We start from the raw sequence: 24,041 nt of genomic DNA on the forward strand, positions 1-24,041 counted from the left end.
TGCTGGCGACTCAGACGTTGACGCCGAAGTCCGCCGCGATGCCGCGCAGGCCGGAGGCGTAGCCCTGGCCGACCGCGCGGAACTTCCACTCGGCACCGTGCCGGTACAGCTCGCCGAAGACCATGGCGGTCTCCGTCGAGGCGTCCTCGGAGAGGTCGTACCGGGCGATCTCGGCGCCGCCGGTCTGGTTCACGACGCGGATGAACGCGTTGCGCACCTGGCCGAAGGACTGCTGACGGTTCTCGGCGTCGTAGATCGACACCGGGAAGACGATCTTCGCAACGTCGGCCGGCACCCCCGCGAGGTTGACCTTGACCTGCTCGTCGTCGCCCTCACCCTCACCCGTGAGGTTGTCACCGGTGTGCTCGACCGAGCCGTCCGCGCTCTTCAGGTTGTTGAAGAAGACGAAGTCCTGGTCGTTGCGGACCTTGCCGGCCTCGCTGACCAGAATGGCGCTGGCGTCCAGGTCGAAGTCCGTACCGGTGGTGGTGCGGATGTCCCAGCCCAGACCGACGGTGATGGCGGTCAGGCCAGGGGCCTCCTTGGTCAGCGAGACGTTGCCGCCCTTGCTGAGGCTGACTCCCACGAGTCCCTCCATTGGTTTCCAGGGGCAGCGCCCCCGTCGTGCGTTGGCAGTCGGATCAACGATTGGATCCTAGTGAGCGGTTCCCGGCACCGGCAGACTTTTACGAGGTGTCGGGCCGCCGGACGCAGGATCCGCAGGGCCGGATGGGCTCAGAGCCGGGCTCAGAGGGTGTCGAGCGCCTTGACGTAGTCGTTCAGGTCGCGGGCGTCCGGAAGGGCGTTGACGACGGTCCAGCGGACCACGCCCTCCTTGTCGATGATGAAGGTGCCGCGCACGGAGCAGCCCTTGTCCTCGTCGAAGACGCCGTAGGCGCGCGAGGCCTCGCCGTGCTTCCAGAAGTCGGAGAGCAGCGGGTACTCCAGGCCCTCCTGCTCGGCGAAGACGCGCAGGGTGTGGATGGAGTCGTTGGAGACGGCGAGCAGCTGGGTGTCGTCGTTCACGAACTTCGGCAGGTTGTCGCGCAGCTCGCACAGTTCGCCGGTGCAGACGCCGGTGAAGGCGAAGGGGTAGAAGAGAAGGACAACGTTCTTCTCACCGCGGAAGTCGGAGAGCTTCACGGTGCGGCCGTGGTTGTCCTTGAGCTCGAAGTCCGGGGCCTTGGTGCCGACCTCGATCGTCATGGCTGACGTTTCCCTTCATTGGGCCGAAGTAGTGAGTCCCCACCCTACGCACGGAGCCCCCGCCGGGTCGGCGGGGGCTCCGGTGCAGCGTGGGGATCAGCGCTTCGGGGCGGCCAGGCGGGTGCCCGACCAGTCCTTGGCGACGCTGATGCTCTTGGTCTGGGAGAGACCAGCTGTCTGCGCGGCATCCTGGATGTCGCTCGGCTCGATGTAGCCGTCGCGGCCGGTCTTCGGGGTCAGCAGCCAGATGTTGCCGCCGTCCTCCAGCAGACCGATGGCGTCCACCAGGGCGTCGGTGAGGTCACCGTCATCGTCGCGGAACCACAGCACGACGGCATCTGCGACGTCGTCGTAGTCCTCGTCCACGAGGTCCTGGCCGATGATGGACTCGATGCCTTCACGGAGATCGTCGGCGACGTCGTCGTCGTAACCGATCTCCTGGACCACCTGTCCGGGCTCGAACCCCAGCCTCGCTGCCGGGTTGGTCCGCTCCTCCGCGTGGTCCGCGGTCGCGCTCACGGCTTGCCTCCTGATCGTTTTCGGGAAAGGTGTTGCGTACCGCGCGCGTGCGCACGGTGTTGGCCGTAGTCCACACGGGCGGGACGGATCGCGCAAGTACCCGGCGAGCGAGACCGTCGAAACGGTGACGTTTGGGGCCGTCTCGCCGCAACTCCGGGGAGCCCGTCCGTACGCTCCGTGATCGCGCTCACACCCTTAGTCCTGTTTTGAATACTTCCGCGGCTTCAGTCTGCCGAACGCAGCGACGAAACGCATGCGCGGCTTGGGCGTAAGGTTGCGATTTGACCGACCGGGCACCCCCTGGGGGTTACCTCTCGGTAGAGATGACGTGTGGACCCCTGGGGTACACGATGGTGGCGGCGCGACAGCTCTCCGTATCCCCGACCGTCACCCGTGGCTCCACCGACAGCGAAGGAACAGCGTGGCTTCCGGATCCGATCGCACCCCGATCATCATTGGCGGCCTGCCCAGCCAGGTCCCGGACTTCGATCCCGAGGAGACCCAGGAGTGGCTCGACTCGCTCGACGCCGCCGTCGACGAGCGCGGCCGTGAGCGGGCCCGCTACCTGATGCTCCGGCTGATCGAGCGGGCCCGCGAGAAGCGCGTGGCCGTGCCCGAGATGCGCAGCACGGACTACGTCAACACCATCGCCACCAGGGACGAGCCCTTCTTCCCGGGCAACGAGGAGATCGAGCGCAAGATCCTCAACGCCACCCGCTGGAACGCCGCGGTGATGGTCTCCCGCGCCCAGCGGCCGGGCATCGGGGTCGGCGGCCACATCGCGACCTTCGCCTCCTCCGCCTCGCTGTACGACGTCGGCTTCAACCACTTCTTCCGGGGCAAGGACGGGGGCGACGGCGGCGACCAGATCTTCTTCCAGGGCCACGCCTCGCCGGGCATCTACGCCCGCGCGTTCCTGCTCGACCGGCTGAACGAGACCCAGCTCGACGCGTTCCGCCAGGAGAAGTCGAAGTTCCCCAACGGCCTGTCCTCGTACCCGCATCCGCGGCTGATGCCGGACTTCTGGGAGTTCCCGACCGTCTCCATGGGCCTCGGTCCGCTGGGCGCGATCTACCAGGCGCGGATGAACCGGTACATGGAGGCCCGCGGCATCGCCGACACCTCCGACTCGCACGTGTGGGCGTTCCTCGGCGACGGCGAGATGGACGAACCGGAGTCGCTGGGCCAGCTGACCCTGGCGGCCCGGGAGGGCCTGGACAACCTGACCTTCGTGGTCAACTGCAACCTGCAGCGGCTCGACGGCCCGGTGCGCGGCAACGGCAAGATCATCCAGGAGCTGGAGTCGGTCTTCCGGGGCGCCGGCTGGAACGTCATCAAGCTGGTCTGGGACCGCTCCTGGGACCCGCTGCTCGCGCAGGACCGCGACGGGGTCCTGGTCAACAGGATGAACACCACGCCGGACGGCCAGTTCCAGACGTACGCGACGGAGACCGGCGCGTACATCCGCGACCACTTCTTCGGCGACGACCACCGGCTGCGGGCCATGGTCGAGAACATGACCGACGACCAGATCCTCCACCTGGGCCGCGGCGGTCACGACCACAAGAAGATCTTCGCGGCGTTCTCCGCGGCCAAGGCGCACAAGGGCCAGCCGACGGTGATCCTCGCCAAGACCATCAAGGGCTGGACCCTCGGCCCGAACTTCGAGGGCCGCAACGCGACCCACCAGATGAAGAAGCTGACGGTCGACGACCTCAAGGGCTTCCGCGACCGGCTGCACATCCCGATCACGGACCAGCAGCTGGAGAGCGGCCTGCCGCCGTACCACCACCCGGGCCGGAACTCCGAAGAGATCCAGTACATGCACGACCGCCGCAAGTCGCTCGGCGGGTACGTGCCCACCCGTGTGGTCCGCTCCAAGCCGCTCACGCTGCCGGACGACAAGACCTACGAGGCGGTCAGGAAGGGCTCCGGCCAGCAGTCGATCGCCACCACCATGGCCTTCGTCCGGCTCCTGAAGGACCTGATGCGGGACAAGGAGATCGGCAAGCGGTTCGTGCTGATCGCGCCGGACGAGTACCGCACGTTCGGCATGGACTCCTTCTTCCCGAGCGCCAAGATCTACAACCCGCTGGGCCAGCAGTACGAGGCCGTGGACCGCGAACTGCTGCTCGCCTACAAGGAGTCCCCCACCGGCCAGATGCTGCACGACGGCATCTCCGAAGCCGGCTGCACCGCCTCGCTGATCGCCGCCGGCTCCGCGTACGCCACCCACGGCGAGCCGCTGATCCCGGTGTACGTCTTCTACTCGATGTTCGGCTTCCAGCGGACCGGCGACCAGTTCTGGCAGATGGCGGACCAGCTGGCGCGCGGCTTCGTGCTGGGCGCCACGGCCGGCCGGACCACGCTGACCGGCGAGGGCCTGCAGCACGCCGACGGCCACTCCCAGCTGCTCGCCTCGACGAACCCGGGCTGCGTCGCGTACGACCCCGCGTTCGGCTTCGAGATCGCGCACATCGTCAAGGACGGTCTGCGCCGTATGTACGGCCCCGACGCCGTGGACGTCTTCTACTACCTGACCGTCTACAACGAGCCGATCCAGCACCCCGCGGAGCCGGCCGACGTGGACGTCGAGGGCATCCTCAAGGGCGTCCACCGCTTCAAGGCGGGCGAGGCCGGCACGGTCCCGGCGCAGATCCTGGCCTCCGGCGTCGCCGTGCCGTGGGCCCTGGAGGCCCAGCGGATCCTCGCCGAGGAGTGGAACGTCCGCGCCGACGTCTGGTCCGCGACCTCGTGGAACGAGCTGCGCCGCGAGGCCGTCGCGGTCGACGAGCACAACCTGCTCCACCCGGACGAGGAGCAGCGCGTCCCGTACGTGACCCGCAAGCTCCAGAACGCCGAGGGCCCGTTCGTGGCCGTCTCCGACTGGATGCGCTCGGTCCCGGACCAGATCGCCCGCTGGGTGCCGGGCCGATACACCTCGCTGGGCGCGGACGGCTTCGGCTTCGCCGACACCCGGGGCGCGGCCCGCCGCTACTTCCACATCGACGCCCAGTCGATCGTGCTGGCGGTGCTGACCGAGCTGGCCCGGGACGGCAAGGTGGACCGCTCGGCCCTGAAGCAGGCCGTGGACCGCTACCAGCTGCTCGACGTGGCGGCCGCGGACCCGGGCGCCGCGGGCGGCGACGCGTAGGCGTTCCGCCGGAAGAGCGGTACCTCACCCGCGGGTACGTCGTGGCTGCCAGCGCACGTCCCCGCGCCCCCCTGGGGCGCGGGGGCGAATGCGCCCCCGTGCGCTGCCTACGATTCCCGGCATGAAGGAACGCTGGGAACGACATACCCAAACCCCGCTGCTGGCGCTGGCGGTGGCCTTCGGCATCGCGTACGCGGTGCCGATCGTCGCGCCGGACGCCGACCGCTGGGTCCACGAGCTGTGCCTGGGCGTGGAGTGGTTCGTCTGGGGCGCCTTCGCCGTCGACTACGCCGTACGCCTGGGTCTCGCGCCCGCCAAGTGGCGGTTCGTACGCGGTCATCCGCTGGATCTCCTCGCGGTGATCCTTCCTCTCGTGCAGCCGCTGCGGCTGCTGCGGGTGGTCTCCACGCTCCTCCTCGTCGGCCGGCGGGCCCGGATGGCCCCGCAGATAACGCTCACCACGTATGTGGCGGGCGCCGTGGTCGGGCTGATGATGTTCGGCTCGCTGGCCGTGCTCCACGTGGAGCGCTCGGCCCCGAACGGCAACATCAAGACGCTGGGCGACGCGGTCTGGTGGTCGTTCACCACGATGACGACCGTCGGGTACGGGGACCACGCCCCGACCACCGGCCTCGGCCGCGTCCTCGCCGTGGGCCTGATGCTCTCCGGCATCGCCCTGCTCGGTGTGGTCACCGCGAACATCGCGGCCTGGTTCATCGCCCGCTTCGAGCGGGACGACGCTCTGGAGCGCCGTCAGACCGCGCTCCTGGAGGCGCTCACGCACGAGGTGCGCGAGCTGCGCGCCGAGGTCGCCCGGCTCCAGGCCCCGCCGACGGCTTCGGCAGCCTCCGTGGCGGCTGCCGAAGCCGTCGCCGGGCCGGCCATCGAGACCTCCGCCCCCGGGGCCTCGGCCTCCGGGACCTCCGCCTCCGGGACCTCCGCCGAAGCTCTGCCGGCCCCTAGCGTTCCCAGATCTTGAAGGCTCTGACCTGGTAGGGGCTCTGCGGCACCCATGTGCCCGTCCCCGGGTACGTCTCGAACTGGCCGGTCTCCGCGCACTCCGCGGACTGGTATGTCGTCACCGGCCGGCCCGTCCGGTTGGCCAGCGCCTGCGCGCTCGTCCCGGCCGGCAGCGGGACACAGCTCTCGATGTCGGTGTCGGCCAGTTCGTGCGTGCTCGCCCGGCCCCTGAAGTCGGCCTTCGGCCACAGGCACAGCTGCCCCGGCGCGCACGCCCCCAGGCTCGGCGCCGCAGGCCGAGCCGTGGCGGGCACGCCCGCCAGCAGGACCGCCAGGCCCATCACGATCACCGGGACGACCACCGCGGCCGCCCCCGTCCTCATCCCCGCCCCTGCCCTCGTACGCGTATTCATCTCGTAGAACCCCCGTTCGCTCGCGTGTCACTCTCCGTAATCAAAATCTTGGAGGCGTCACGCAGCGTTGGGAAGAGGCCACGGCTCACTTCACCCGAATAGGGGAAGGACCCCGCCGGTCGAGCCGGCGGGGTCCTTCGGGCGGGGCGGACGTCAGATGTGGGCCGCGCCCGCACCCGCCTCCGCGTTCTCGCCGCGCTTCGTCAGCATGGCGACGAGCGCCGCGACGACCGCCACGACACCCGCGACGGTGAACGCCAGGCCCATGCCCGACATGAACGTGTCGTGGATGACCTTGCCGATCGAGGCGAGCAGGTCCGGGGTCATCCCCGGCGCCTTCGCCAGCTCCTGCGGCACCATGCCGAACTCGGCGGCCTGCTCCAGACGCGGGTCCGCCGGGACCGGAATGCCCGCGTCCTTCCAGTTCTGCCCGAACACGCTGCCGACCTTGGACGACATCACCGCGCCCAGGACGGCCGTGCCCAGCGCGCCGCCGACCTGCATCGCGGCCTGCTGCAGACCGCCGGCCACGCCGGACAGCTCCAGCGGCGCGTTGCCGACGATGACCTCGGTGGCGCCGACCATGACCGGGGCGAGGCCCAGGCCGAGCAGGGCGAACCAGAGCGACATGGTGAACGTGCCGGTCTCAGGCGTCAGGCTGATCATGCCGAACATCGCGGTCGCGGTGCAGACCATGCCGCCGACCAGCGGGATGCGCGGGCCGAACTTGGTGATCAGCGCGCCCGCCAGCGGCGAGGAGACGATCATCATCGCGGTCAGCGGCAGCAGGTGCAGACCGCTGTCGACCGGGCTCAGCCCCTTCACGCCCTGCAGGTAGAAGGTGACGAAGAACAGGCCGCCCATGAAGGCGAAGGCCATCAGGACCATCAGCACCACACCGGCCGACAGCGGGACCGAGCGGAACATCCCCAGCGGGATGAGCGGCTCCTTGACCTTGGTCTCCCACACCGCGAAGAGCACGAACAGTGCGACCGCGCCGCCCAAGAAGCCCCAGGTGTTGCCGCTGGACCAGCCCCAGGACTCACCGGCCTTGATGATGCCCCAGATGAGGGACCCCATCGCGCCCGAGAGCAGCAGGATGCCGAGCAGGTCGAAGGAGCGCGGCGCGTTCTCCGCGCGGTGGTCCTTCAGGATCACCAGGCCGAAGACGAGGGCGAGCACGCCGACCGGCACGTTGATGAAGAAGACGGACTGCCAGCTGACGTGCTCGACGAGCAGTCCGCCGACGATCGGACCGCCCGCGGTGGACGCGCCGATGACCATGCCCCAGATGCCGATCGCCATGTTGAGCTTCTCGGCGGGGAAGGTGGCGCGCAGCAGGCCCAGCGCGGCCGGCATCAGCAGTGCGCCGAAGAGGCCCTGGAGCACACGGAAGCCGATCACGAATGCGATCGAGTCGGAGAGGCCGATGGCGCCGGAGGCGGCCGCGAAGCCGGCTATGCCGATGAGGAAGGTCTGCCGGTGGCCGAAGCGGTCGCCGAGCTTGCCGGCGGTGATCAGCGCGACGGCGAGGGCCAGGAGATAGCCGTTGGTGATCCACTGGACGTCGGCCATCGACGCCTTGAGATCCTTCTGGATGGCCGGATTGGCGATGGCGACGATGGTGCCGTCCAGCGCGACCATCATCACGCCGACGGCCACGGCGAAGAGCGTCAGCCAGGGGTGACCGCGAAGCCCCTTGGTCTGCGCCGGTGCGGGGCCGGGATCCTGCGGCCGCGGCGCCTTGTCGAGCGTGGTCTGACTAGTCATGCGAGGAGGCTAATGTCAGTCACTGACAATTGACAAAGCAGTTCACACGTCGGTAACTGTCATGTTCCTCACAGGTACGCTGATCCGGTCCAAGTGGCGAAAAGAGGACCATCAAGTGACGTCTACGGGTCCGGTTGCCGGGCTGCGCGAGCGTAAGAAGCGGCGCACCCGCGACGCCCTGTTGCGGGCGGCCCTGGAGTCCTTCACCACCAAGGGCTACGAGCGGACCACCGTGGACGAGATCGCCGACTCCGTCGAGGTCTCCCAGCGCACCTTCTTCCGCTACTTCGCGAGCAAGGAGGACGTGGCCTTCGCGCTCCAGCAGGTCGTCGAGGAGCGCTTCGTGCAGGCGCTGGCGGAACGCCCGGCGGAGGAGGGCCCGTTCGAGGCGATGCGCAACGCGGTCCTGTGCAGCTGGGACCAGATCGGCGAGACGATCGCCGAGGTCGTCCCGGTCGAGCTCTACCTGCGCACGTACCAGTTGATCGAGTCCACACCCGCGCTGCTCGCGGTCCATCTGCGGCGCTCCACCGAGATGGAGGAGAGCATCTCCCGCATGATCGCCGAGCGCGAGGGCCTGGACGCGGACACGGACCCGCGCCCGAGGGTGGCGGTGGCGGCGTTCAGCGGCGTGATGCGCGTGACCGGCCGGCTGTGGGGCCAGGGCTCGGACACCTCGCTGGAGGCGATGCGCGCGCTGACGGAGCGGTACCTGGACCATCTGGGGCCGGCGCTGGCGGAGGACTGGCAGACGCGGGCGGGGGCGTAGCCGGGCGTAGCCAGTACGGCCGGCGGGTCGTAGCGGGCGCGCGGGTCTTGGAGGACGCAAGCGCCGCACACCCGTCCGTACGGGAGCAAGTGTGTACCCACTGTCACCGTAACCGGCGGTATTCCCGTCGAAGATCGTGATCCCCGTCACCCTCCACCCGGCCCCGCGCGGGCGTCTCCTAGGGTGTCCCGCAGTGACTTCCTTCGACTCCTCCCCCACTCTCGCCGTCTGGCGCATGCTCCTCGCGCTGGCCGTGGTGTTCGTGCTCCTCGCGACGACCGGCTGGACGACCATCCGACGTCAGCCCGGGTCGGAGGACCCGCACCCGGCGGCGCTCGCCGCCTGGGCGCACGGTTCCGCCGACGGACGGCGGCTGCCGGACACCGGCTCCCCCGCCCGTACGATCGCCGCGTTCTTCCACGCGATCGGCGCGAAGCGCGGGGCCCGGCTCGCCGAAGAGCACCCCCTGATCGTGGGCAATCTCGACGGCGTACCGGTCACCCTCCGCTACCGCGCGAACCGGCTCTCGCTCAAGCGGGCGCTCGGCGCCGAGCGGCGGCGTCTCGCCGAGCTGCGGCTCAGCCGCGACGGCCGCCGGGACGCGACGCGGCGGGCGCACCGGTTCGCCTCCCTGATGGAGCGGAACCGGCAGATCCTCGCCTTCGACCCGACCGGAACGGGCCGTACCGCCGAGGTCCTCGGCGACCTCGACCGGGCGCGCCGGGTCTCGGTGATCGTGCCGGGCGTCGACACGAACCTGCTCACCTTCCAGCGGACCCAGGGCCGCTACACCGCCCCGGCGGGCATGGCGCGCTCGCTGTACGACGCCGAGCGGCGCACCGCGCCGGGCACGCGGGTCGCCGTCATCGCCTGGGCCGACTACACCTCGCCCGTCGGCGTCGGCATCGACGCGGCGATCGGCCGGCTCGCGGAGAGCGGGGCGGTCCGGCTGGTGCACATGACGGACGCTCTGCCGGGGAGTTCGCGGGTCACGCTGTTCTGCCACAGCTACGGCTCCGTGCTCTGCGGGGTCGCGGCGGGCCGGCTGCCGGAGCGCGTCACGGACGTCGCGGTGGCCGGCAGCCCCGGGATGCGGGTGGACAGCGCGTCCGAACTGGCGACGCGGGCCCGGGTGTGGGCGATGCGGGACGCGGACGACTGGATCCAGCGGGTGCCCAACCTGGAGTTCGGGGGCGTCGGGCACGGGGCGGACCCCGTGGAGCCGGCGTTCGGGGCGCGGCTGCTCTCTGCGGCGGGTGCAAACGGTCACACCGGCTATTTCGAGCCGGGTACGGAGAGCCTCGACAACTTCGCCGAGATAGGCGTCGGGGCGTACCAGGAACTGACCTGTGCGAGCGCCGACAGCGCCTGCAACCGTGGAATCTCCGGCGCGTCCGGCGTCTGACGCGCGTAGAGCGCGGCAGAGGCACGGGAGTTCGGCTGGGTACTCAGAGGGCCGGCAGGGGCGACTCCGGGGCGCATGCGGCATACGATGAGGCGCATGGGTGATGTGCTGGCCGGAATTCATGCCACCTGGGAGTTCGAGACCGACGCCGTGCTCATCCGCTTCGAACGGGGGATCCGTACGCCGAGGCTGCTCCAGGCGCTGGGCGAACGACGTGTGCCGCACGAGGCGTTGAGCGGCGTGACGCTGACGCCGGGCAAGCGCGGGACGGTGGTGCTGCACGCGGTGCCGCGGCCCGGCGCCGATCCTTTGATGGAGGCGGCGGCGGGGCAGCTCAAGGACGGGTGCGATCCGTACCGCCTGGTGCTCCCGGCGGACCGGGAGACGCTCGCGGAGTACTACGCGGACGAGCTGCGTCCGCTGGTCCCGACGGACGCCGCCCCCACGGACGGCTACCTGGTGGCGGCGCCTGAGGGACCCCAGTCCTTCAAGGCGTACGACGGCCGGGCCAGCTTCGACGGGGAGGGCGAGGTCGCCTTCCGCTGGTCGTGGACGGGGGCGTCGTCGGCGAAGTGGAAGGCCGGCGACCAGGCGTTCGAGGTGCGTGACCTCAGCGGGGTGGAGTGGCGCACGCCCGACGTGCTCGACGGCTACCTGCGGCTGGTCCGGCGCGACCGCGACGCCGGTGGGCAGCCGGCGCAGGCCGATCTCGACCCGGCGGCGGTCGTCTTCGGCCTCGGGTACGGCCCGGTCCACGAGTCGCTGCCGTTCGCGGCGGCGGTCCTGGCGGCGATCCGCGAGGCGGGCACGGCGGAGCCGGTCCCGGCGCAGGTGACGGTGGGCGCGCGGCGCGACCCCGCGGACATCGCCGAAAGGATCCGGCACCTGGGCGAACTGCACCGGGCGGGCCTGGTGACGGACGAGGAGTTCACGTCGAAGAAGCGCGAGCTGCTGGCGGAGCTGTAGGGCGGCCAACAGCACCGCCTCCCGGTCCACGGTCCGGGGGACTCGTACGGGAGGGACCCGTACGGCACGGCCGCCGGTACTCGGGACAGCCCGCGCAGCTCGACCTGCGGGGTCCGCCCGAGCCCGTAAGGCGCGGCCTCCAGCCCGCCCCGCCCCCCCGTCATACCCAGGTATCGGTTCCCGGGCCGCTCCCCGGTATGACGCCTGCGGAACGGGGGCGTGCCTAGGGTGGGCGGGTCATGAGTACTGGATCTTCTTCGCCCGGAACCCCGCCCCTCGCCCGGCTGCGGGCCCTCGTGCGGCGGGTCGTGCCCGCGCCCGCGCGGGCGCCGCTGCATGCGCTCGGCGTCGCGCTCGCCACGCCCACGCGGCCGGGCGTGCCGCTGTTCGCGGACGCCTCCTCCGTGTGGGTGCGCCGGCTGCCGTACTTCGTCGCGTGCGTGTTCGTCGCCGTGCTGCTCCCGGTCACCGTGACCGTGCTGACGCAGGAGTACCAGGGGAACGCGGCGGTCGCCGGAGTGCTCGCCACCGCGCAGACCGCGCCGCTGCTGCTCGCCGTGACCCGGCCGCTCCAGGCCTGGTGGATCGTCCTCTCCGCCGACCTCGTCGGTGCCCTCGTGCTGCTCGGGGCCGACGGGACCCCGGGGCAGCAGTGGCCCTGGACTCCGATGGCCGTCGTCGGATATCTCGCTCTGATGCTCGCGGTCGGACTCCGCGAACCCCGCCGGACCCTCATCGGCGTCTGGCTCGTCACCGGCGTGGCCGGCTGGCTCTGCGAGCTGATCGCCCCCAGGTTCAGCGAACCGATCCACGTCGTGCTGTTCGTGCTCAGCGGCGTCGTCCTGCTCCTCACCGGCACGCTGCGGGCACGCGGCGACGCCCAGCGGCGGCTCGTCGAGCAGGAGACCATCAGCGAGGGCGAACGGGCGCGCCGCACGCTCCTCGAGGAGCGCGCCCGGATCGCGCGCGAGCTGCACGACGTCGTCGCCCACCACATGTCCGTGATCACCGTCCAGGCCGACTCGGCGCCGTACCGGATCCCCGGCCTGCCGGACGCCGCACGCGAGGAGTTCGGCTCGATCGCCGCCTCCGCGCGGGAGTCCCTGGCGGAGATGCGGCGGCTGCTGGCCGTGCTGCGCAGCGAGGGCACGGAGGGGGAACGCGCGCCTCAGCCGGGCCTCGACCGCGTGCAGCAGCTGGTCGAGGCGACGGTGCGGGCCGGGGTGCCGACGGAGCTGTCGCTGGCGGCGGAGCTCGGCGACGTACCGCAGGCCGTGGACCTCTCCGCGTACCGCATCGTGCAGGAGGCCCTCGCGAACGTCGTCCGGCACGCGCCGGGCGCGCCCACCCTGGTGTCGGTGCGGCCGGACGAGGACGGCGTGTGGCTGACCGTCCTGGTCGTCAACGGGGCGTCGGAGGAACGGGGTTCGCGCCGTACGCCGGTCGAGGACGGGGGTACCGGGCACGGGCTCGTCGGAATGCGGGAGCGCGTACGGTTGACCGGCGGCACGCTCGACACCGGGCCGCTTCCGGACGGCGGATTCCGGGTGGCGGCACGGCTTCCGCTGAGTACGTCCGCCGCCGCATCGACGAAGGGCTCCACCTCGTGACCATCCGCGTGATCATCGTCGACGACCAGGCCATGGTGCGGGCGGGGTTCGCCGCGCTGCTGTCGGCGCAGGCCGACATCGACGTGGTAGGCGAGGCGCCGGACGGGCGGGCCGGGGTGGAGGTCGCCCGGTCCACGCATCCCGACGTGGTGCTGATGGACGTGCGGATGCCCGAGATGGACGGGCTGACGGCGGCGCGGGAGATCCTGAGCGGCGGTGTAGGCGTCGTGCACCGGCCGCGGGTGCTGATGCTGACGACGTTCGACGTGGACGACTACGTGTACGAGGCGCTGCGCGCCGGGGCGTCGGGCTTCCTGCTGAAGGACGCGCCGCCGGCGGACCTCATCGCGGCGGTCCGGGTGGTCGCGGCGGGCGAGGCGCTGCTGGCGCCGTCGGTCACCCGGCGGCTGATCGCCGACTTCGCCGCGCAGCGGCCGGCCCCGCGACGCGACCGCACCGCGCTCCGCCTCAACGGGCTTACGCCCCGCGAGACGGAGGTCCTTGAACTGATCGCGCGGGGGCTGTCGAACCAGGAGATCGCGCAGCGGCTGGTTCTCGCTGAGCAGACGGTTAAGACGCACATCGGGCGGGTGCTGGCGAAGCTGGACCTGCGGGACCGGGCGCAGGCGGTGATCTTCGCCTACGAGTCGGGGGTGGTGCGCCCCGGGGACGGCGCAGCATGACCCCCGCCTGAGCCTCGCCTGAACCCCGCCTGCCTGCTCGCGGTATGACCCCCGCCCGCCCGGGGGCGGCGCGGTCCGAAGAGCGCGAGCCGAACTCCCCCCACCCCGCACCCGGTTGCGGCGCAGCTCAGAAGGGCTGCCTCCGGTACTCCCCCGGGGGTTAACCCCCCGCCTCCCCTCGGGGCCGCCGGTCGTTCCGGGGGTACCCCGGTATGAGGCACGGCTTGGCTCCGCGGCGTGACGTGCCGGGCCGCGTTCTCTTCCTACCTTCCTCCCGTCAACGGCTGGGACAGGGACAGGAACAGGGAGGGGCTTCGGATGCGGGGAAGTCAGCGGGGGCTGCGGTACAGGAAGACACTGGCCGCCGTCGCGCTCGCGGTCACCGCCGTCGCGGGGACCACCGGGTGGGCCTCGGCGGGGGCGCAGAGCGCCGTCGTGGGGTTGCCCGAGGAGGCTCGGGACGCATGGATGCGGGCCGGGCTGCCGGATCCCGAGACACTGGGTCCGGCGCAGGCCGCCCGGTGGTTCGGGACGTTGAGCGCCGCCGAGCAGCGGCTTCTCGTGCAGCGGCACCCTGCCGTCGTCGGGAATCTCGACGGGGTTCCGCTCGAGCTCCGGTACGCCGCCAACGCCCGCTCCCTGCAAGGGGATCCGCGGTTCTCCGGGCGGCAGGTGCGCCAGGTGCTCTCGTACGACCCGCGCGGGCGGGGCCAGGTCGCCGTCGTCGTCGGGGACCTGCGGCGCGCCGCGCACGTCGCCGTCGTCGTGCCCGGGTCCGACGTCGACGCCGGGCGCAGCGCACCGGTCGTCGCCAAGGCCGAGGCGCTGCACGACGCGGCCGGGGCGGGGACCGCCGTCGTCGCCTGGGTCGGGTACACCACGCCGGTCGGCGTCGGGGTCGACGCCGCCACCGGGGGCCTCGCCGAGGCCGGGGCGGGACGGCTCGTACGGTTCGTGGACGGGCTCGTCGCCGCCGGCGCACCCGAGCCCGCCGTGTTCTGCCACAGCTACGGCTCCGTCGTCTGCGGGCTCGCCGCGCACCGGCTCAAGGCACGGGACGTCGTCGTCCACGGCTCCCCGGGCATGCGCGCCGCCAACGTCGCCGGACTGCGCACCTCCGCCCGCGTCTGGGCCGCCAAGGACCCGGACGACTGGATCTCCAAGGTGCCCAACGTCCGGCTCCTCGGCCTCGGGCACGGCGCCGACCCCACCGCCCCCGAGTTCGGCGCGCGGCCCGTGCCCGCCGACGACGCCCGTGGGCACGACGGGTACTTCGCGCCCGGCACCATGTCCCTGCGCGCCTTCGCCGCCATCGCCCGGGGTGAGGTGCGGTGAGGATCCTCGAGACCGTGCGGGCCGTCGACCGTCGTACGCCCGCCCATCGCGACCGCGCCGTCGACGGCCTGCGCGCCCTCGCGCTGCTCGCCGTCCCCACCGGGCACTGGCTGCTCGGCGGGTTCACGCTCACCGCGGACGGCGCGATCCACAACGCCAGCCCGCTCTCCGCCCTCGGCGGGCTCGCCCCGGTCAGCTGGGTGCTCCAGATGCTCGGGATCTTCTTCCTCGTCGGCGGGTTCGCCTCCGCCCTGTCGTACGCGCGGCACACCGGCCCCGCCCGCGACTGGCTCAGGGGGCGGCTCGCCCGGCTCGGCCGGCCCGTGCTCGGCGTCACGGCCGTCTGGGCCGCGCTGCTGGCGCTGCTGCACTACGGGTTCGCCGTGCCCGAGGGCACCTTGCGGACCGCGTCCACGCTGGTCGTCCAGCCCCTGTGGTTCGTCGGCGTCTACACGGTGATCACCGCGCTCACCCCGTACTGCGTCCGCGTCGCCCGCCGGTTCGGCATCCTGGCCGCGGCCCCGCTGCTGGGGACCGTCGCCGTCGTCGACGCGCTGCGCTACGGGCCGTACGGCGACGCCATGCCGGGCTGGCTGAGCGTCGTCAACATCCTGCCCGGCTGGATGTTCGCGTACCAGCTCGGCGTCGCCTGGGCCGAGGGCCGGGTCGCCCGGCGGCACGCCTGGGGTCTGCTGCTCGGCGGCACGGCCCTGTTCGCCGCGCTGCTGCTCGCCTTCGACTACCCGGCGTCCATGGTCGGCGTGCCCGGCGAGGCCCGCACCAACTCCCACCCGCCGTCGCTGCTGGTGCTGGCGCTCGCCGCCGCACAGAGCGGCGCGGCGATCCTGCTCCGGGACCGGCTGGGACGGCTGCTGCGCCGGCCTCTGCTCTGGGCGCCGGTCGTCGTGATCAACCTGTCCGCGATGACGATCCTGTGCTGGCACCAGACGGCGATGCTCGCCGCCGCGATCCCGGCCTCGTACGGCGGTGAGCTCACCGGCCTGGTCGGCGCGCCGGACACGGCCGGCTGGGTCCTCGCCCGGCTGGCCTGGATGCCGGTGTTCGCCGTGCTGCTCGTCCTCATCGGGCGGTACGCGCGGCGGTTCGAGGCGCCCTGGGCGAACACCGGACCCGCCCTGCGTGCCACGGCGGGAGCCCTGGCCGCCGGGTTCGCGGTGTTCGCCCTGGCGTGAACCGGACGACGTGGACCGGACGACCGGGTTACTCCCGGCCCACCGCCGTGAAGGACATGTCCGGGTACCGGTCGCCCGTCACCTGGGCGGCGATCGGCTCCAGCTGCGCCAGTTCCGTGTCCGTCAGCGTGATCCTCGTGGCCGCCGCGTTCTCCAGCAGCCGGGAGCGCTTGCGGGTGCCGGGGATCGGGACGACCGTGAGGCCGTGCACCCGGGCCCGCTGCTGCACCCAGGCCAGCGCCACCTGCGCCGCCGTCGCCCCGTGGGCCGCCGCGATCTTGTGGACCGGGGCCAGGAGCGCCGCGTTCCGCTCGGCGTTCTCGCCGCTGAAGCGGGGCTGGGCGCGCCGGTAGTCGCCGTCCGAGAGGTCCTTGGTGGCGTCCGCGAACGAGCCGGTCAGGAAGCCGCGCCCGAGCGGGGAGTACGGCACGAACGTCACGCCCAGTTCCGCCGCCGCGCCGACCGCGCTGCGCTCCACGTCCCGGGAGAACAGCGACCACTCCGACTGCAGCGCCGCGATCGGGTGCACGGCGTACGCCTCGCGCAGCTCCGCTCCGGTCACCTCGCTCAGCCCCAGGTGCTTCACCTTCCCCTCCCGCACCAGCTCCGCCATCGCGCCGACGGACTCGGCCAGCGGCACGGCCGGGTCGCGGCGGTGCATGTAGTACAGATCGATGGTTTCGACGCCGAGGCGGCGCAGACTGCCCTCTACCGCCTGCCGGACATAGGCGCGGTCATTGCGGATGCCCCGGGACGTGGGGTCGTCGGTGCGCTCGATGGCGAACTTGGTGGCCAGCGTGATCTCGTCGCGGTGCGCGGCGACGAACGGCGCCAGGAACTCCTCGTTGGCGCCCCGCCCGTACGCGTCGGCCGTGTCGATCAGGGTGACGCCGGCCTCCAGGGCCGCGTCGAGGGTGTCACGGGCCGCGGTCTCGTCCGTGTCACCGTAGAACTCGCTGATGCCCATGGCTCCGAAGCCCTGGACGCCGATCTCCGGGCCGTCCTGGCCGCCGAGCCGGACGGTGTCGATCCTGGTCGTCATGTGGGAGTGCCTCCGCTGAGTTTCCCGTAGTGAGTGATCTTGAAGTCGAGTACGGCGAGCGTGTCCTGGAGCTCGGCGATCCGGTTCAGCACGTCGCGCCGGGTGGACTCGAGCAGCGCCTGCCGTTCGGCGTGCGTGTGCTCGCCCGCGCGCACCAGTTCCGCGTACCGGACCATGTCGGCGACCGGCATCCCGGTCAGCCGCAGCTTGCCGACGAAGGCCAGCCAGTCCAGGTCGCGCCGGGTGAAGCGGCGCTGGCCGGTGTGCGAACGGTCAACGTGCGGCATGAGGCCGATCCGCTCGTACCAGCGCAGGGTGTGCGCGGTGAGGCCGGTCAGGGCCGCCACCTCGCTGATCGTGTAGCGGTCCTTGGCGGCAGGCCCGGTCGTGGTCTCCGTCACGCTCATGACCTCCACGCTAAAACGTTGGAGTGCACTCGAAGCAAATGAGGCAAGTAGGCTCGTCCGCATGCAGAGCCTGGCGTTGATCGAGAACTGGCCCGTTCCCACCGCGGCCGCCGCCGTCGTCCGCGCGGACGGCTCCCTGGCGGGAGCGCACGGAGCGACGGACCGGCGGTTCCCGCTCGCGTCGGTGACCAAGCCGCTGGCCGCGTACGCCGTCCTCGTCGCGTACGAGGAGGGGGCGGTCGACCTCGACGAGCCGGCCGGGCCCGAGGGCGCGACGGTACGGCACCTCCTGGGGCACACCTCGGGGCTCGCCTTCGACGAGAACCGGGTCATGGCCGCGCCGGGCACCCGGCGGATCTACTCCAACACCGGCTTCGAGGTGCTCGGCGACCTGGTCGCCAAGGCCACGGACATCCCGTTCGCGGAGTACCTGCGCCAGGCGGTCCTGGAGCCGCTGGGCATGACGGCGACGTCGCTGGAGGGCTCGCCCGCGAAGGACGGCGTGTCGACGGTCGACGACCTGGTGCGGTTCGCCGCTGAGGTGCAGGCGCCGCGGCTCCTCGACGCGCGCACGGTCCTCGACGCGATGACGGTGACGTACCCGGGCACCACCGGCATCCTGCCGGGCTACGGCCACCAGCGGCCGAACGACTGGGGGCTGGGCTTCGAGATCCGGGACTCCAAGTCGCCGCACTGGACCGGCGCTTCGTCCTCGCCGCGTACGTTCGGCCACTTCGGGCAGTCGGGCACGTTCCTGTGGATCGACCCGGACGCGCGCGCGGCGTGCGTGGCGCTGACCGACCGCGCCTTCGGGCCGTGGGCGATCGAGGCCTGGCCGCCGTTCACGGACGCCGTGCTCGCCGAGCTGCGGGCGTAGCGCCCGGCGGCCGCCCGGTCACTCCAGCTCGCACCGGGTCGCCGGGAGGGGGCCGTCGACGCCGACCACCTCCACCTGCAGGTCCTGCCCGGGCGCCTCGGCGTACCCGGCCGTGCACACCAGCTGGCGTACGGCCACCGGGTCCAGGTCGCCGACGGTCCCCGCGACGCCGACCACGATCACCCGGCGCCCGCCGGAGCGGACCTCGGAGCCGGCGTGCACCTTGCGCTGCTCGGTCAGCCGGGTGGTGGCCCCGGCGGCCCGCTCACGCGCGTCCGGGCCGTTGTACAGGGCCCTGAGCACCACGTCCGTGGCGACGCGGTACTCGGCCCTGTCGCCGCCCAGTCCCACATCGCGGACCACCGGCATCAGCCGGCCGTCCGCGGCGACGAAGAACAGCATCAGCCGGGCGCCCTTCGCCGGCCGTACGGTGACGGGCGCGCCGGCTCCCGCCTCGACGACCTCGGTGTTCTGTATGCCGCAGCCCGCCAGGGCGCACAGCCCGAGCAGGGCGGCCAGTCCCCGGGCCAGTCCCCGCCGTGCGGCCGGTCGCCGGGCGCTCACAGCGGGATCCTGACCGTGAAGACCGCGCCGCCGCCGGGGCGGTCGGCGGCGACGACCTCGCCGCCGTGCAGCAGGACGTTCTCCCGGGTGATCGCCAGGCCCAGGCCGCTGCCGGACGAGCGGCTGCGGGCCGGGTCGCCCTTGTAGAAGCGGTCGAAGACGTGCGGCAGCACGTCCTCCGGGATGCCCGGGCCCCGGTCGGCGACCTCTGTGACGAGCAGGCCCCCGTCCTCGTACACCCGCACCGTCACCGGCGGTGCGCCGTGCTTCAGCGCGTTGCCCACCAGGTTCGCGACGACGACGTCGAAGCGGCGCGGGTCGAGCCGGGCCCGCAGGCCGTCGGCGAGTTCCGTGATCACCTCGGCGGAGTCCTGGTCCGGCCCGGTCCAGCGGCGCTTCTCCAGGGTCTTGCGCACCGCCTCCGCGACGTCGACCTCGTCCGTGTGCAGTTCCGCGGCGCGGGCGTCGAAACGGGAGATCTCCATCAGGTCCTCGACGAGCGCGGCCAGTTTCCCCGTCTCGTTGCTGATCAGACGGACGGCGCGGGCCGTGTCGGAGTCGAGCGCGGCCGCGTCCTCGTCGAGCACCTCGGTGACCGCGAGCATGCCGGCCAGCGGGGTGCGCAGTTCGTGGGAGACGTCCGAGGCGAAGCGGCGGGCCTTCGTCTCGGCGCTGCGGAGTTCGGCGACGGAGCGTTCCAGTTGGGCCGCGGAGGCGTTGAACGTCCGGGCCAGATCGGCGAGTTCGTCGCTGCCCTTGGCGTGGATGCGGGTGTCGAGCCGGCCCCGGCCCATGCTCCGGGCGGCGAGCCGCAGTTCGCGCACCGGGCGCAGCACGCCCCGGGCGGCGAGCAGCGCCGGGATGAGGGCGATGGCGAGGGCGGGCACGGCGCCGTCCCGGGCGGCCAGCACCATGGCCTCGATGTTCGCCTCCTCCGCGCCGAGTTCCATCACCGCGTACAGCACCAGACCGGTGGGGCGGGCCGCCGGGTAGCCGTCGTCCTCGGGGAAGAGGGCGGGGACGGCGATGGTCAGGTACGGCCGGCCGGCCTTGACCACCCGCTGGAAGCTGCCGTGCGTGGCCCCGAGGGCGCGGGCCCGGGCGCGCAGTTCGGGGGTGAGGACGGTCGACTCGGGGCGGTCCGTGGAGGAGACCCGCAGGGTCCCGTACTCGGCGTAGACCCGCCAGGGGTGCGGCTTGCCGTGCTTGGCGATGCGCAGCAGCTCGCCGCGCAGGGTGGCCGGTTCGATCGGGAGCCGGGTGGTCAGGGTCTCCACCTGCTGGCGGAAGGCGGTGACGGCGGTGTCCTGGGTCTGCTCCAGGACGGCGCTGCGGGCGGCGCGGTAGGTGAGTGCGGCGGTGGTGCCGCAGCCGACGGCGGCGACCAGGAGGAACGCGAGGACGAGCCGGGCGCGCAGCCCGAAGGGGCGCAGCCGCAGCGGGCGCCGTCCCGCCGGACGGCCGTCGCGCTCGTCGCCGTCGTCGTCCTGTACGTGCGTCCTCACAGCGGTCCGAAGCGGTAGCCGAAGCCGCGCAGGGTCTGGATGTAGCGCGGGCTGCCGGGCACGTCCTCGATCTTGTTGCGGAGCCGGCGGACGCAGGCGTCCACGAGCCGGGCGTCGCCGTGGTAGCTGTGCTCCCAGACGTGCTCCAGGAGCTGCTGGCGGCTGAAGACCTGCTCGGGCGCGGCGCAGAGGTGGAGCAGCAGCTTCAGTTCGGAGGGCGCGAGGGCGATCCGGACGCCCGCCTTGGCGACGGTGAGGCCGGTGCGGTCGACGGCGAGTTCGCCGTGGAACTCGACGGCCGCCCGCCCGCCGCCGGGCTCCTCGATCCGCCGCAGCACGGCGCGGATGCGGGCCTCGATGACCTCGGTGCGGGCCGGTTTGACGATGTAGTCGTCCGCGCCGGCCTCCAGACCGACGACGACGTCGAAGTCGTCGCCGCGGGCGGTGAGCATGATGATCGGCAGCTGGCTGTCCTCGCGGACCCGCCGGCAGACCTGGACGCCGTTCATGCCGGGCAGCATCAGGTCGAGCAGCACCAGGTCGGGCCGGAACTCGGCGAGCAGCGCCAGGCCCGCCTCGCCGGTCGCGGCGCCGCGCACCTCGTGTCCCCGGCGCCGGAGCCCGAGTTCGACCCCTTCCCGGACGGCGGGGTCGTCTTCTATCAGCAGCACGCGAGGCATCGCAGCAGTATCCCAGGGGTCGGAAGGGTCGGGTCAGCCACGGCGGCGGAGCCCCGTCGCGCGGCGGCGGGCGGCCGCCAGAAGGCCCTGCACCTCGGTCAGGCGCAGCGGGCGGGCGGCCAGGGCGAAGACGGCCACGATCACGAGTGCGCCCACGAGGGCCGCGGCGGCCGGTCCGGCAGGGGCCGTGAGCCTGGCCGCGGCGAGCCCCAGCGCGGCGGCCGGGACGGCGGCGGCCAGCAGCCGTACGAGCGCAGCCGGGGTCCCCGCACCCGTGTCCGCGTCGGCCCCGCGCAGCCGGCGGCGCAGCGCCCAACCCGTCGCCGCCCAGCCGGCCCACAGGGCCAGCGAGTACGCGGCGGCCATGCCGGTGACCGCCCAGTGCGCGGGCAGCAGTGCGTAGGCGGCCCAGGACAGCGCCGCGTTCCCGCCCGCGATCAGCAGGTTCAGCAGGAACGGGGTGCGGGTGTCGCGCAGCGCGTAGAACGCGCGGGTGAGCACGTACTGCCCGGACAGGGCGATAAGGCCGGGGGCGAACGCCATCAGCGTGCCCGCCATCGCGCGGATGTCCTGCGCGTCGGTCCTGCCGTACTGGAAGACGAGGGCGAGCAGCGGCACGGCGAGGGCGAACAGCGCGCAGGCCGCCGGGACGACGGCGGCCGCGCTGGTGCGCAGCGCGTACCCGACGTCCGCGCGCACCTTCGCCAGGTCGCCGTCCGCCGCGGCCGCGCTCATCCGCGGCATCAGCGCGGTCACCAGCGAGACGGTGACGATGCCGTGCGGCACGGCCCACACCAGGTACGCGTTGTTGTACGCGGCGAAGCCGACGCCGCCGTCCACGCCCGCGGCCCCGGCGCGCTGACCGGCCGCGGTCGCGAGCCTGGTGGTCACCCAGTACGCGGCCTGGTTGGTGAGGACGAGCAGCACCAGCCAGCCGGCCGCCCGCAGCGGGGCCGTCAGCCCGCTGCCGCGCCAGTCGAACCGCGGCCGCCAGCGGAACTCGGCGGCGCGCAGCGCGGGGAGCAGCGCCAGTGCCTGTACGGCGATGCCGGCGGTGGTGCCCCAGCCGAGCAGCGCGGTCTCGCGGGCGGAGACCGCGCCGCCGTCCGCGGTCGCCAGGTACAGCGCGAACACCCCGATGACGACGAGGTTGTTGAGCACCGGCGTCCACATCATCGCGCCGAACCGGCCGCGCGCGTTGAGGACCTGGCCGAGCAGCGTGAACAGCCCGAGGAAGAGCACCTGCGGCAGGCAGTAGCGGGCGAAGGCGACCGTCGTGGTGCGCTGTTCGCCGGTGTAGTCGGTGTAGGCGTCGACGATCGCGGGCGCCGCGAGCACCGCGCCCGCGGTGAGCGCGAGCAGCGCGAGGACGCAGACGGTCAGCAGCCGGTCGGTGTACGCGGCGCCGCCGTCCTCGTGCTCCTTCGCGGCCTTGACCAGCTCCGGCACGAACACGGCGTTGAGCGCGCCGCCGAGCAGCAGCATGTACACGATCGTCGGTACGGAGTTGCCGACCGCGTACCCGTCGGCGAGCGCACCGACGCCGAGGGCCGCCGCGACGACGGCCGAGCGGACGAAGCCGGTGGCGCGCGAGACGACCGAACCGGCCGCCATCACCGCGCCGCTGCGCAGCACGGACGCCGCGCGCTTCTCCCCCACGGCGGTCGTCATCGGCGGGCCAGGTACGCCTGGAAGGCGCGGTACAGCGTGTGGTTGGTCGTGCCGTGCAACGGTGTCTCCCACTCCCCCAGCGTCTCGACGACCTGTCCGCCCGTGCCGAGCTTCCAGCGCAGCAGCCCGTGGGCGCGGTCGTCCGGATCGAGGGTGGAGGGTACCCCGCGCATGTCGTGGGCGTCGGCCCCGGCCGCGTGGGCGTCGCACATCATGCGCCACTGCAGGGCGTTGGAGGGGCGGACCTCGCGGCGGTGGTCGGCGGACGCGCCGGTCTGGTACCAGACCCGGCGGCCGACGGTGACCATCGTGTGGGCGGCCAGGATCTCGCCCTGGTGGCGGGCGAGGTAGAGCTTCATCCGGCCCGGTTCCTCGGCGTTGAGGACGGCGTACTGGCGCTCGAAGTACGCGAGGTCGCGGCCGAGCCGGAAGCCGTCGCGGGCTTCGGTGATCCGCAGCAGCCGGTGGAACTCGGGCAGGTCGGCGGCGCTGCCGACGACGATCTCGACGCCCTCCTTGCGGGCCTTGCGGACGTTGCGCCGCCACTCCTGGTTGAGGCCCGCCCACAGTTCGTCCGTGGTGCGGCCGGCCAGCGGCACGCGGTAGACGAAGCGGGGCTGGGCGTCCGCACCGTCCTCGGCGTCGCCGCCGCAGCGGCGCCAGCCGCGGGCGCGGAGGCGTTCGGCGACGGCGGTGCCGAGCGGATCGACCTCGCAGGCGAGCACGTCGGACAGTCGCCGGCCGGGGCCGGTGAGGGTCTTGAGCCGGGCGGCGTTCCAGCGCCGGAAGTCGGGCGTGGGACCGATGCGCACGGCGAACGCGCCGGCCGACCGCAGGTGGCGCAGGAGCGGGGCGAGCCAGTGGTCGAGGTCGGGGTCGGCCCAGTCGGCGACGGGCCCCTCGGGCAGGTAGGCGAAGGACTTGCGGGTGCCGGGGAAGGAGCGCAGCAGGACCAGCGCGGCGCCGGTGAGCCGGCCGTCGTCGGGCCCCCAGCCGAGGAACAGCGGCCGCCAGCCGGTCTTCACGCCGGCCCAGGAGGGGCACTGCAGGAAGCTGGGGCCGTCGGGCCGGGCGGCGCGCGACGCGATGAACGCCCGGTACTCCTGGGCGGTGACCGGGCGGAGCCGGGCCTCTTTCCCGGCCCCGGCTGCGGGGGCCGTCACGAGCAGCGCTGACACAACGGGAGCCTCCTTGTTCCGTCCCCTCGGTGGTGGGGACGCACAGCAGGCTCACAGCCGAATGCGACCGCTCCGCGCGGCGATTGTGACCGGACGATGACCGTATTTCTTCAGCGGCCGTCACATGGGGTTTC

Annotated in this window: 22 protein-coding genes; 10 read left to right on the top strand and 12 right to left on the bottom strand. The window is 72.6% G+C overall.

Translation table 11 applies throughout. From position 1 onward, the window contains the following. Positions 1-10 precede the first annotated feature (10 nt). The 3 genes from ACGFMM_RS02135 to ACGFMM_RS02145 form a co-directional block, all read right to left on the bottom strand. Positions 11-586, bottom strand: a complete 576-nt coding sequence (locus ACGFMM_RS02135; RefSeq protein ID WP_393642252.1) for a TerD family protein — start codon at positions 584-586, stop codon at positions 11-13. Between the two features lie 161 nt (positions 587-747). Next, entirely contained in the window at positions 748-1,206 is a 459-nt protein-coding gene (locus tag ACGFMM_RS02140) for a peroxiredoxin (protein WP_393642254.1), read from the bottom strand. Between the two features lie 96 nt (positions 1,207-1,302). Continuing rightward, a complete protein-coding gene (locus ACGFMM_RS02145; protein ID WP_393642255.1) occupies positions 1,303-1,725 on the bottom strand; it encodes a DUF3052 domain-containing protein in 423 nt (140 codons plus the stop codon). 421 nt (positions 1,726-2,146) lie between these two features. On the opposite strand from ACGFMM_RS02145, the gene aceE reads away from it, so the two are divergent. Together aceE and ACGFMM_RS02155 are read left to right on the top strand one after the other, a co-directional pair. Beyond that, complete coding sequence (gene aceE / locus ACGFMM_RS02150) at positions 2,147-4,879, top strand: pyruvate dehydrogenase (acetyl-transferring), homodimeric type (RefSeq protein WP_393642257.1); 2,733 nt, start codon at positions 2,147-2,149, stop codon at positions 4,877-4,879. A gap of 121 nt (positions 4,880-5,000) precedes the next feature. Beyond that, positions 5,001-5,858 (top strand): potassium channel family protein, encoded by an 858-nt coding sequence (locus ACGFMM_RS02155; RefSeq protein ID WP_393642259.1) that lies wholly within the window; start codon positions 5,001-5,003, stop codon positions 5,856-5,858. On the opposite strand, the gene ACGFMM_RS02160 is transcribed toward ACGFMM_RS02155, so the two are convergent. Together ACGFMM_RS02160 and ACGFMM_RS02165 are read right to left on the bottom strand one after the other, a co-directional pair. Then, positions 5,839-6,222, bottom strand: a complete 384-nt coding sequence (locus ACGFMM_RS02160; protein WP_393642261.1) for a peptidase inhibitor family I36 protein — start codon at positions 6,220-6,222, stop codon at positions 5,839-5,841. The two genes, ACGFMM_RS02155 and ACGFMM_RS02160, sit on opposite strands and share 20 nt — an antisense overlap. A 183-nt stretch (positions 6,223-6,405) precedes the next feature. Continuing rightward, the gene (locus ACGFMM_RS02165; protein ID WP_393642262.1) at positions 6,406-8,022 is read right to left on the bottom strand and encodes an MFS transporter; all 1,617 of its coding nucleotides are present in this window, start codon (positions 8,020-8,022) and stop codon (positions 6,406-6,408) included. Positions 8,023-8,137: 115 nt separating this feature from the next. On the opposite strand from ACGFMM_RS02165, the gene ACGFMM_RS02170 reads away from it, so the two are divergent. From ACGFMM_RS02170 to ACGFMM_RS02200, 7 genes are all read left to right on the top strand, one after another. Further along, positions 8,138-8,791, top strand: coding sequence for a TetR/AcrR family transcriptional regulator (locus tag ACGFMM_RS02170; RefSeq protein ID WP_393642264.1), 654 nt, complete (start codon positions 8,138-8,140; stop codon positions 8,789-8,791). 193 nt (positions 8,792-8,984) lie between these two features. Beyond that, a complete protein-coding gene (locus tag ACGFMM_RS02175) occupies positions 8,985-10,196 on the top strand; it encodes an alpha/beta hydrolase (RefSeq protein WP_393642266.1) in 1,212 nt (403 codons plus the stop codon). 96 nt (positions 10,197-10,292) lie between these two features. After that, complete coding sequence (locus tag ACGFMM_RS02180; protein ID WP_393642267.1) at positions 10,293-11,162, top strand: DUF4429 domain-containing protein; 870 nt, start codon at positions 10,293-10,295, stop codon at positions 11,160-11,162. A gap of 239 nt (positions 11,163-11,401) precedes the next feature. Next, positions 11,402-12,772 (top strand): sensor histidine kinase, encoded by a 1,371-nt coding sequence (locus ACGFMM_RS02185; RefSeq protein WP_393642269.1) that lies wholly within the window; start codon positions 11,402-11,404, stop codon positions 12,770-12,772. Continuing rightward, positions 12,769-13,455, top strand: a complete 687-nt coding sequence (locus ACGFMM_RS02190; protein ID WP_393642271.1) for a response regulator — start codon at positions 12,769-12,771, stop codon at positions 13,453-13,455. Before ACGFMM_RS02185 ends, ACGFMM_RS02190 begins: the two co-directional genes overlap by 4 nt. Before the next feature lie 318 nt (positions 13,456-13,773). Continuing rightward, positions 13,774-14,790 (top strand): alpha/beta hydrolase, encoded by a 1,017-nt coding sequence (locus ACGFMM_RS02195; RefSeq protein WP_393642273.1) that lies wholly within the window; start codon positions 13,774-13,776, stop codon positions 14,788-14,790. Continuing rightward, on the top strand, positions 14,787-15,983 hold the full coding sequence (locus ACGFMM_RS02200) for an acyltransferase (protein ID WP_393642275.1): 1,197 nt from the start codon (positions 14,787-14,789) through the stop codon (positions 15,981-15,983). Before ACGFMM_RS02195 ends, ACGFMM_RS02200 begins: the two co-directional genes overlap by 4 nt. 28 nt (positions 15,984-16,011) lie before the next feature. On the opposite strand, the gene ACGFMM_RS02205 is transcribed toward ACGFMM_RS02200, so the two are convergent. After that, a complete protein-coding gene (locus ACGFMM_RS02205; RefSeq protein WP_393642276.1) occupies positions 16,012-17,025 on the bottom strand; it encodes an aldo/keto reductase in 1,014 nt (337 codons plus the stop codon). Continuing rightward, positions 17,022-17,432, bottom strand: coding sequence for a MerR family transcriptional regulator (locus ACGFMM_RS02210; protein WP_393642278.1), 411 nt, complete (start codon positions 17,430-17,432; stop codon positions 17,022-17,024). The genes ACGFMM_RS02205 and ACGFMM_RS02210 overlap by 4 nt, the downstream gene beginning before the upstream one ends. A gap of 61 nt (positions 17,433-17,493) precedes the next feature. On the opposite strand from ACGFMM_RS02210, the gene ACGFMM_RS02215 reads away from it, so the two are divergent. Beyond that, positions 17,494-18,309, top strand: a complete 816-nt coding sequence (locus ACGFMM_RS02215; RefSeq protein ID WP_393642279.1) for a serine hydrolase domain-containing protein — start codon at positions 17,494-17,496, stop codon at positions 18,307-18,309. 18 nt (positions 18,310-18,327) lie between these two features. Here ACGFMM_RS02215 and ACGFMM_RS02220 read toward each other — a convergent pair whose 3' ends face one another. Genes ACGFMM_RS02220 through ACGFMM_RS02240 form a run of 5 tightly spaced genes read right to left on the bottom strand, consistent with a single transcriptional unit; the run spans position 18,328 to position 23,907 of the window. Continuing rightward, positions 18,328-18,873 carry a hypothetical protein gene (locus ACGFMM_RS02220; protein ID WP_393642281.1) on the bottom strand — a complete coding sequence of 182 codons (546 nt, stop codon included), beginning with the start codon at positions 18,871-18,873 and terminating at the stop codon, positions 18,328-18,330. Continuing rightward, the gene (locus ACGFMM_RS02225) at positions 18,870-20,378 is read right to left on the bottom strand and encodes a sensor histidine kinase (RefSeq protein ID WP_393642283.1); all 1,509 of its coding nucleotides are present in this window, start codon (positions 20,376-20,378) and stop codon (positions 18,870-18,872) included. The genes ACGFMM_RS02220 and ACGFMM_RS02225 overlap by 4 nt, the downstream gene beginning before the upstream one ends. Then, positions 20,375-21,058: a response regulator gene (locus ACGFMM_RS02230; RefSeq protein WP_393642285.1), complete on the bottom strand. Its 684-nt coding sequence runs from the start codon at positions 21,056-21,058 to the stop codon at positions 20,375-20,377. The genes ACGFMM_RS02225 and ACGFMM_RS02230 overlap by 4 nt, the downstream gene beginning before the upstream one ends. 33 nt (positions 21,059-21,091) lie before the next feature. Beyond that, entirely contained in the window at positions 21,092-22,729 is a 1,638-nt protein-coding gene (gene murJ, locus ACGFMM_RS02235; protein ID WP_393642286.1) for a murein biosynthesis integral membrane protein MurJ, read from the bottom strand. Continuing rightward, positions 22,726-23,907 carry a lipid II:glycine glycyltransferase FemX gene (locus ACGFMM_RS02240; RefSeq protein WP_393642288.1) on the bottom strand — a complete coding sequence of 394 codons (1,182 nt, stop codon included), beginning with the start codon at positions 23,905-23,907 and terminating at the stop codon, positions 22,726-22,728. Before ACGFMM_RS02240 ends, murJ begins: the two co-directional genes overlap by 4 nt. Positions 23,908-24,041: the final 134 nt, after the last annotated feature.

The sequence above is a fragment of the Streptomyces sp. NPDC048604 genome (assembly GCF_043199435.1).
GTDB lineage: Bacteria > Actinomycetota > Actinomycetes > Streptomycetales > Streptomycetaceae > Streptomyces.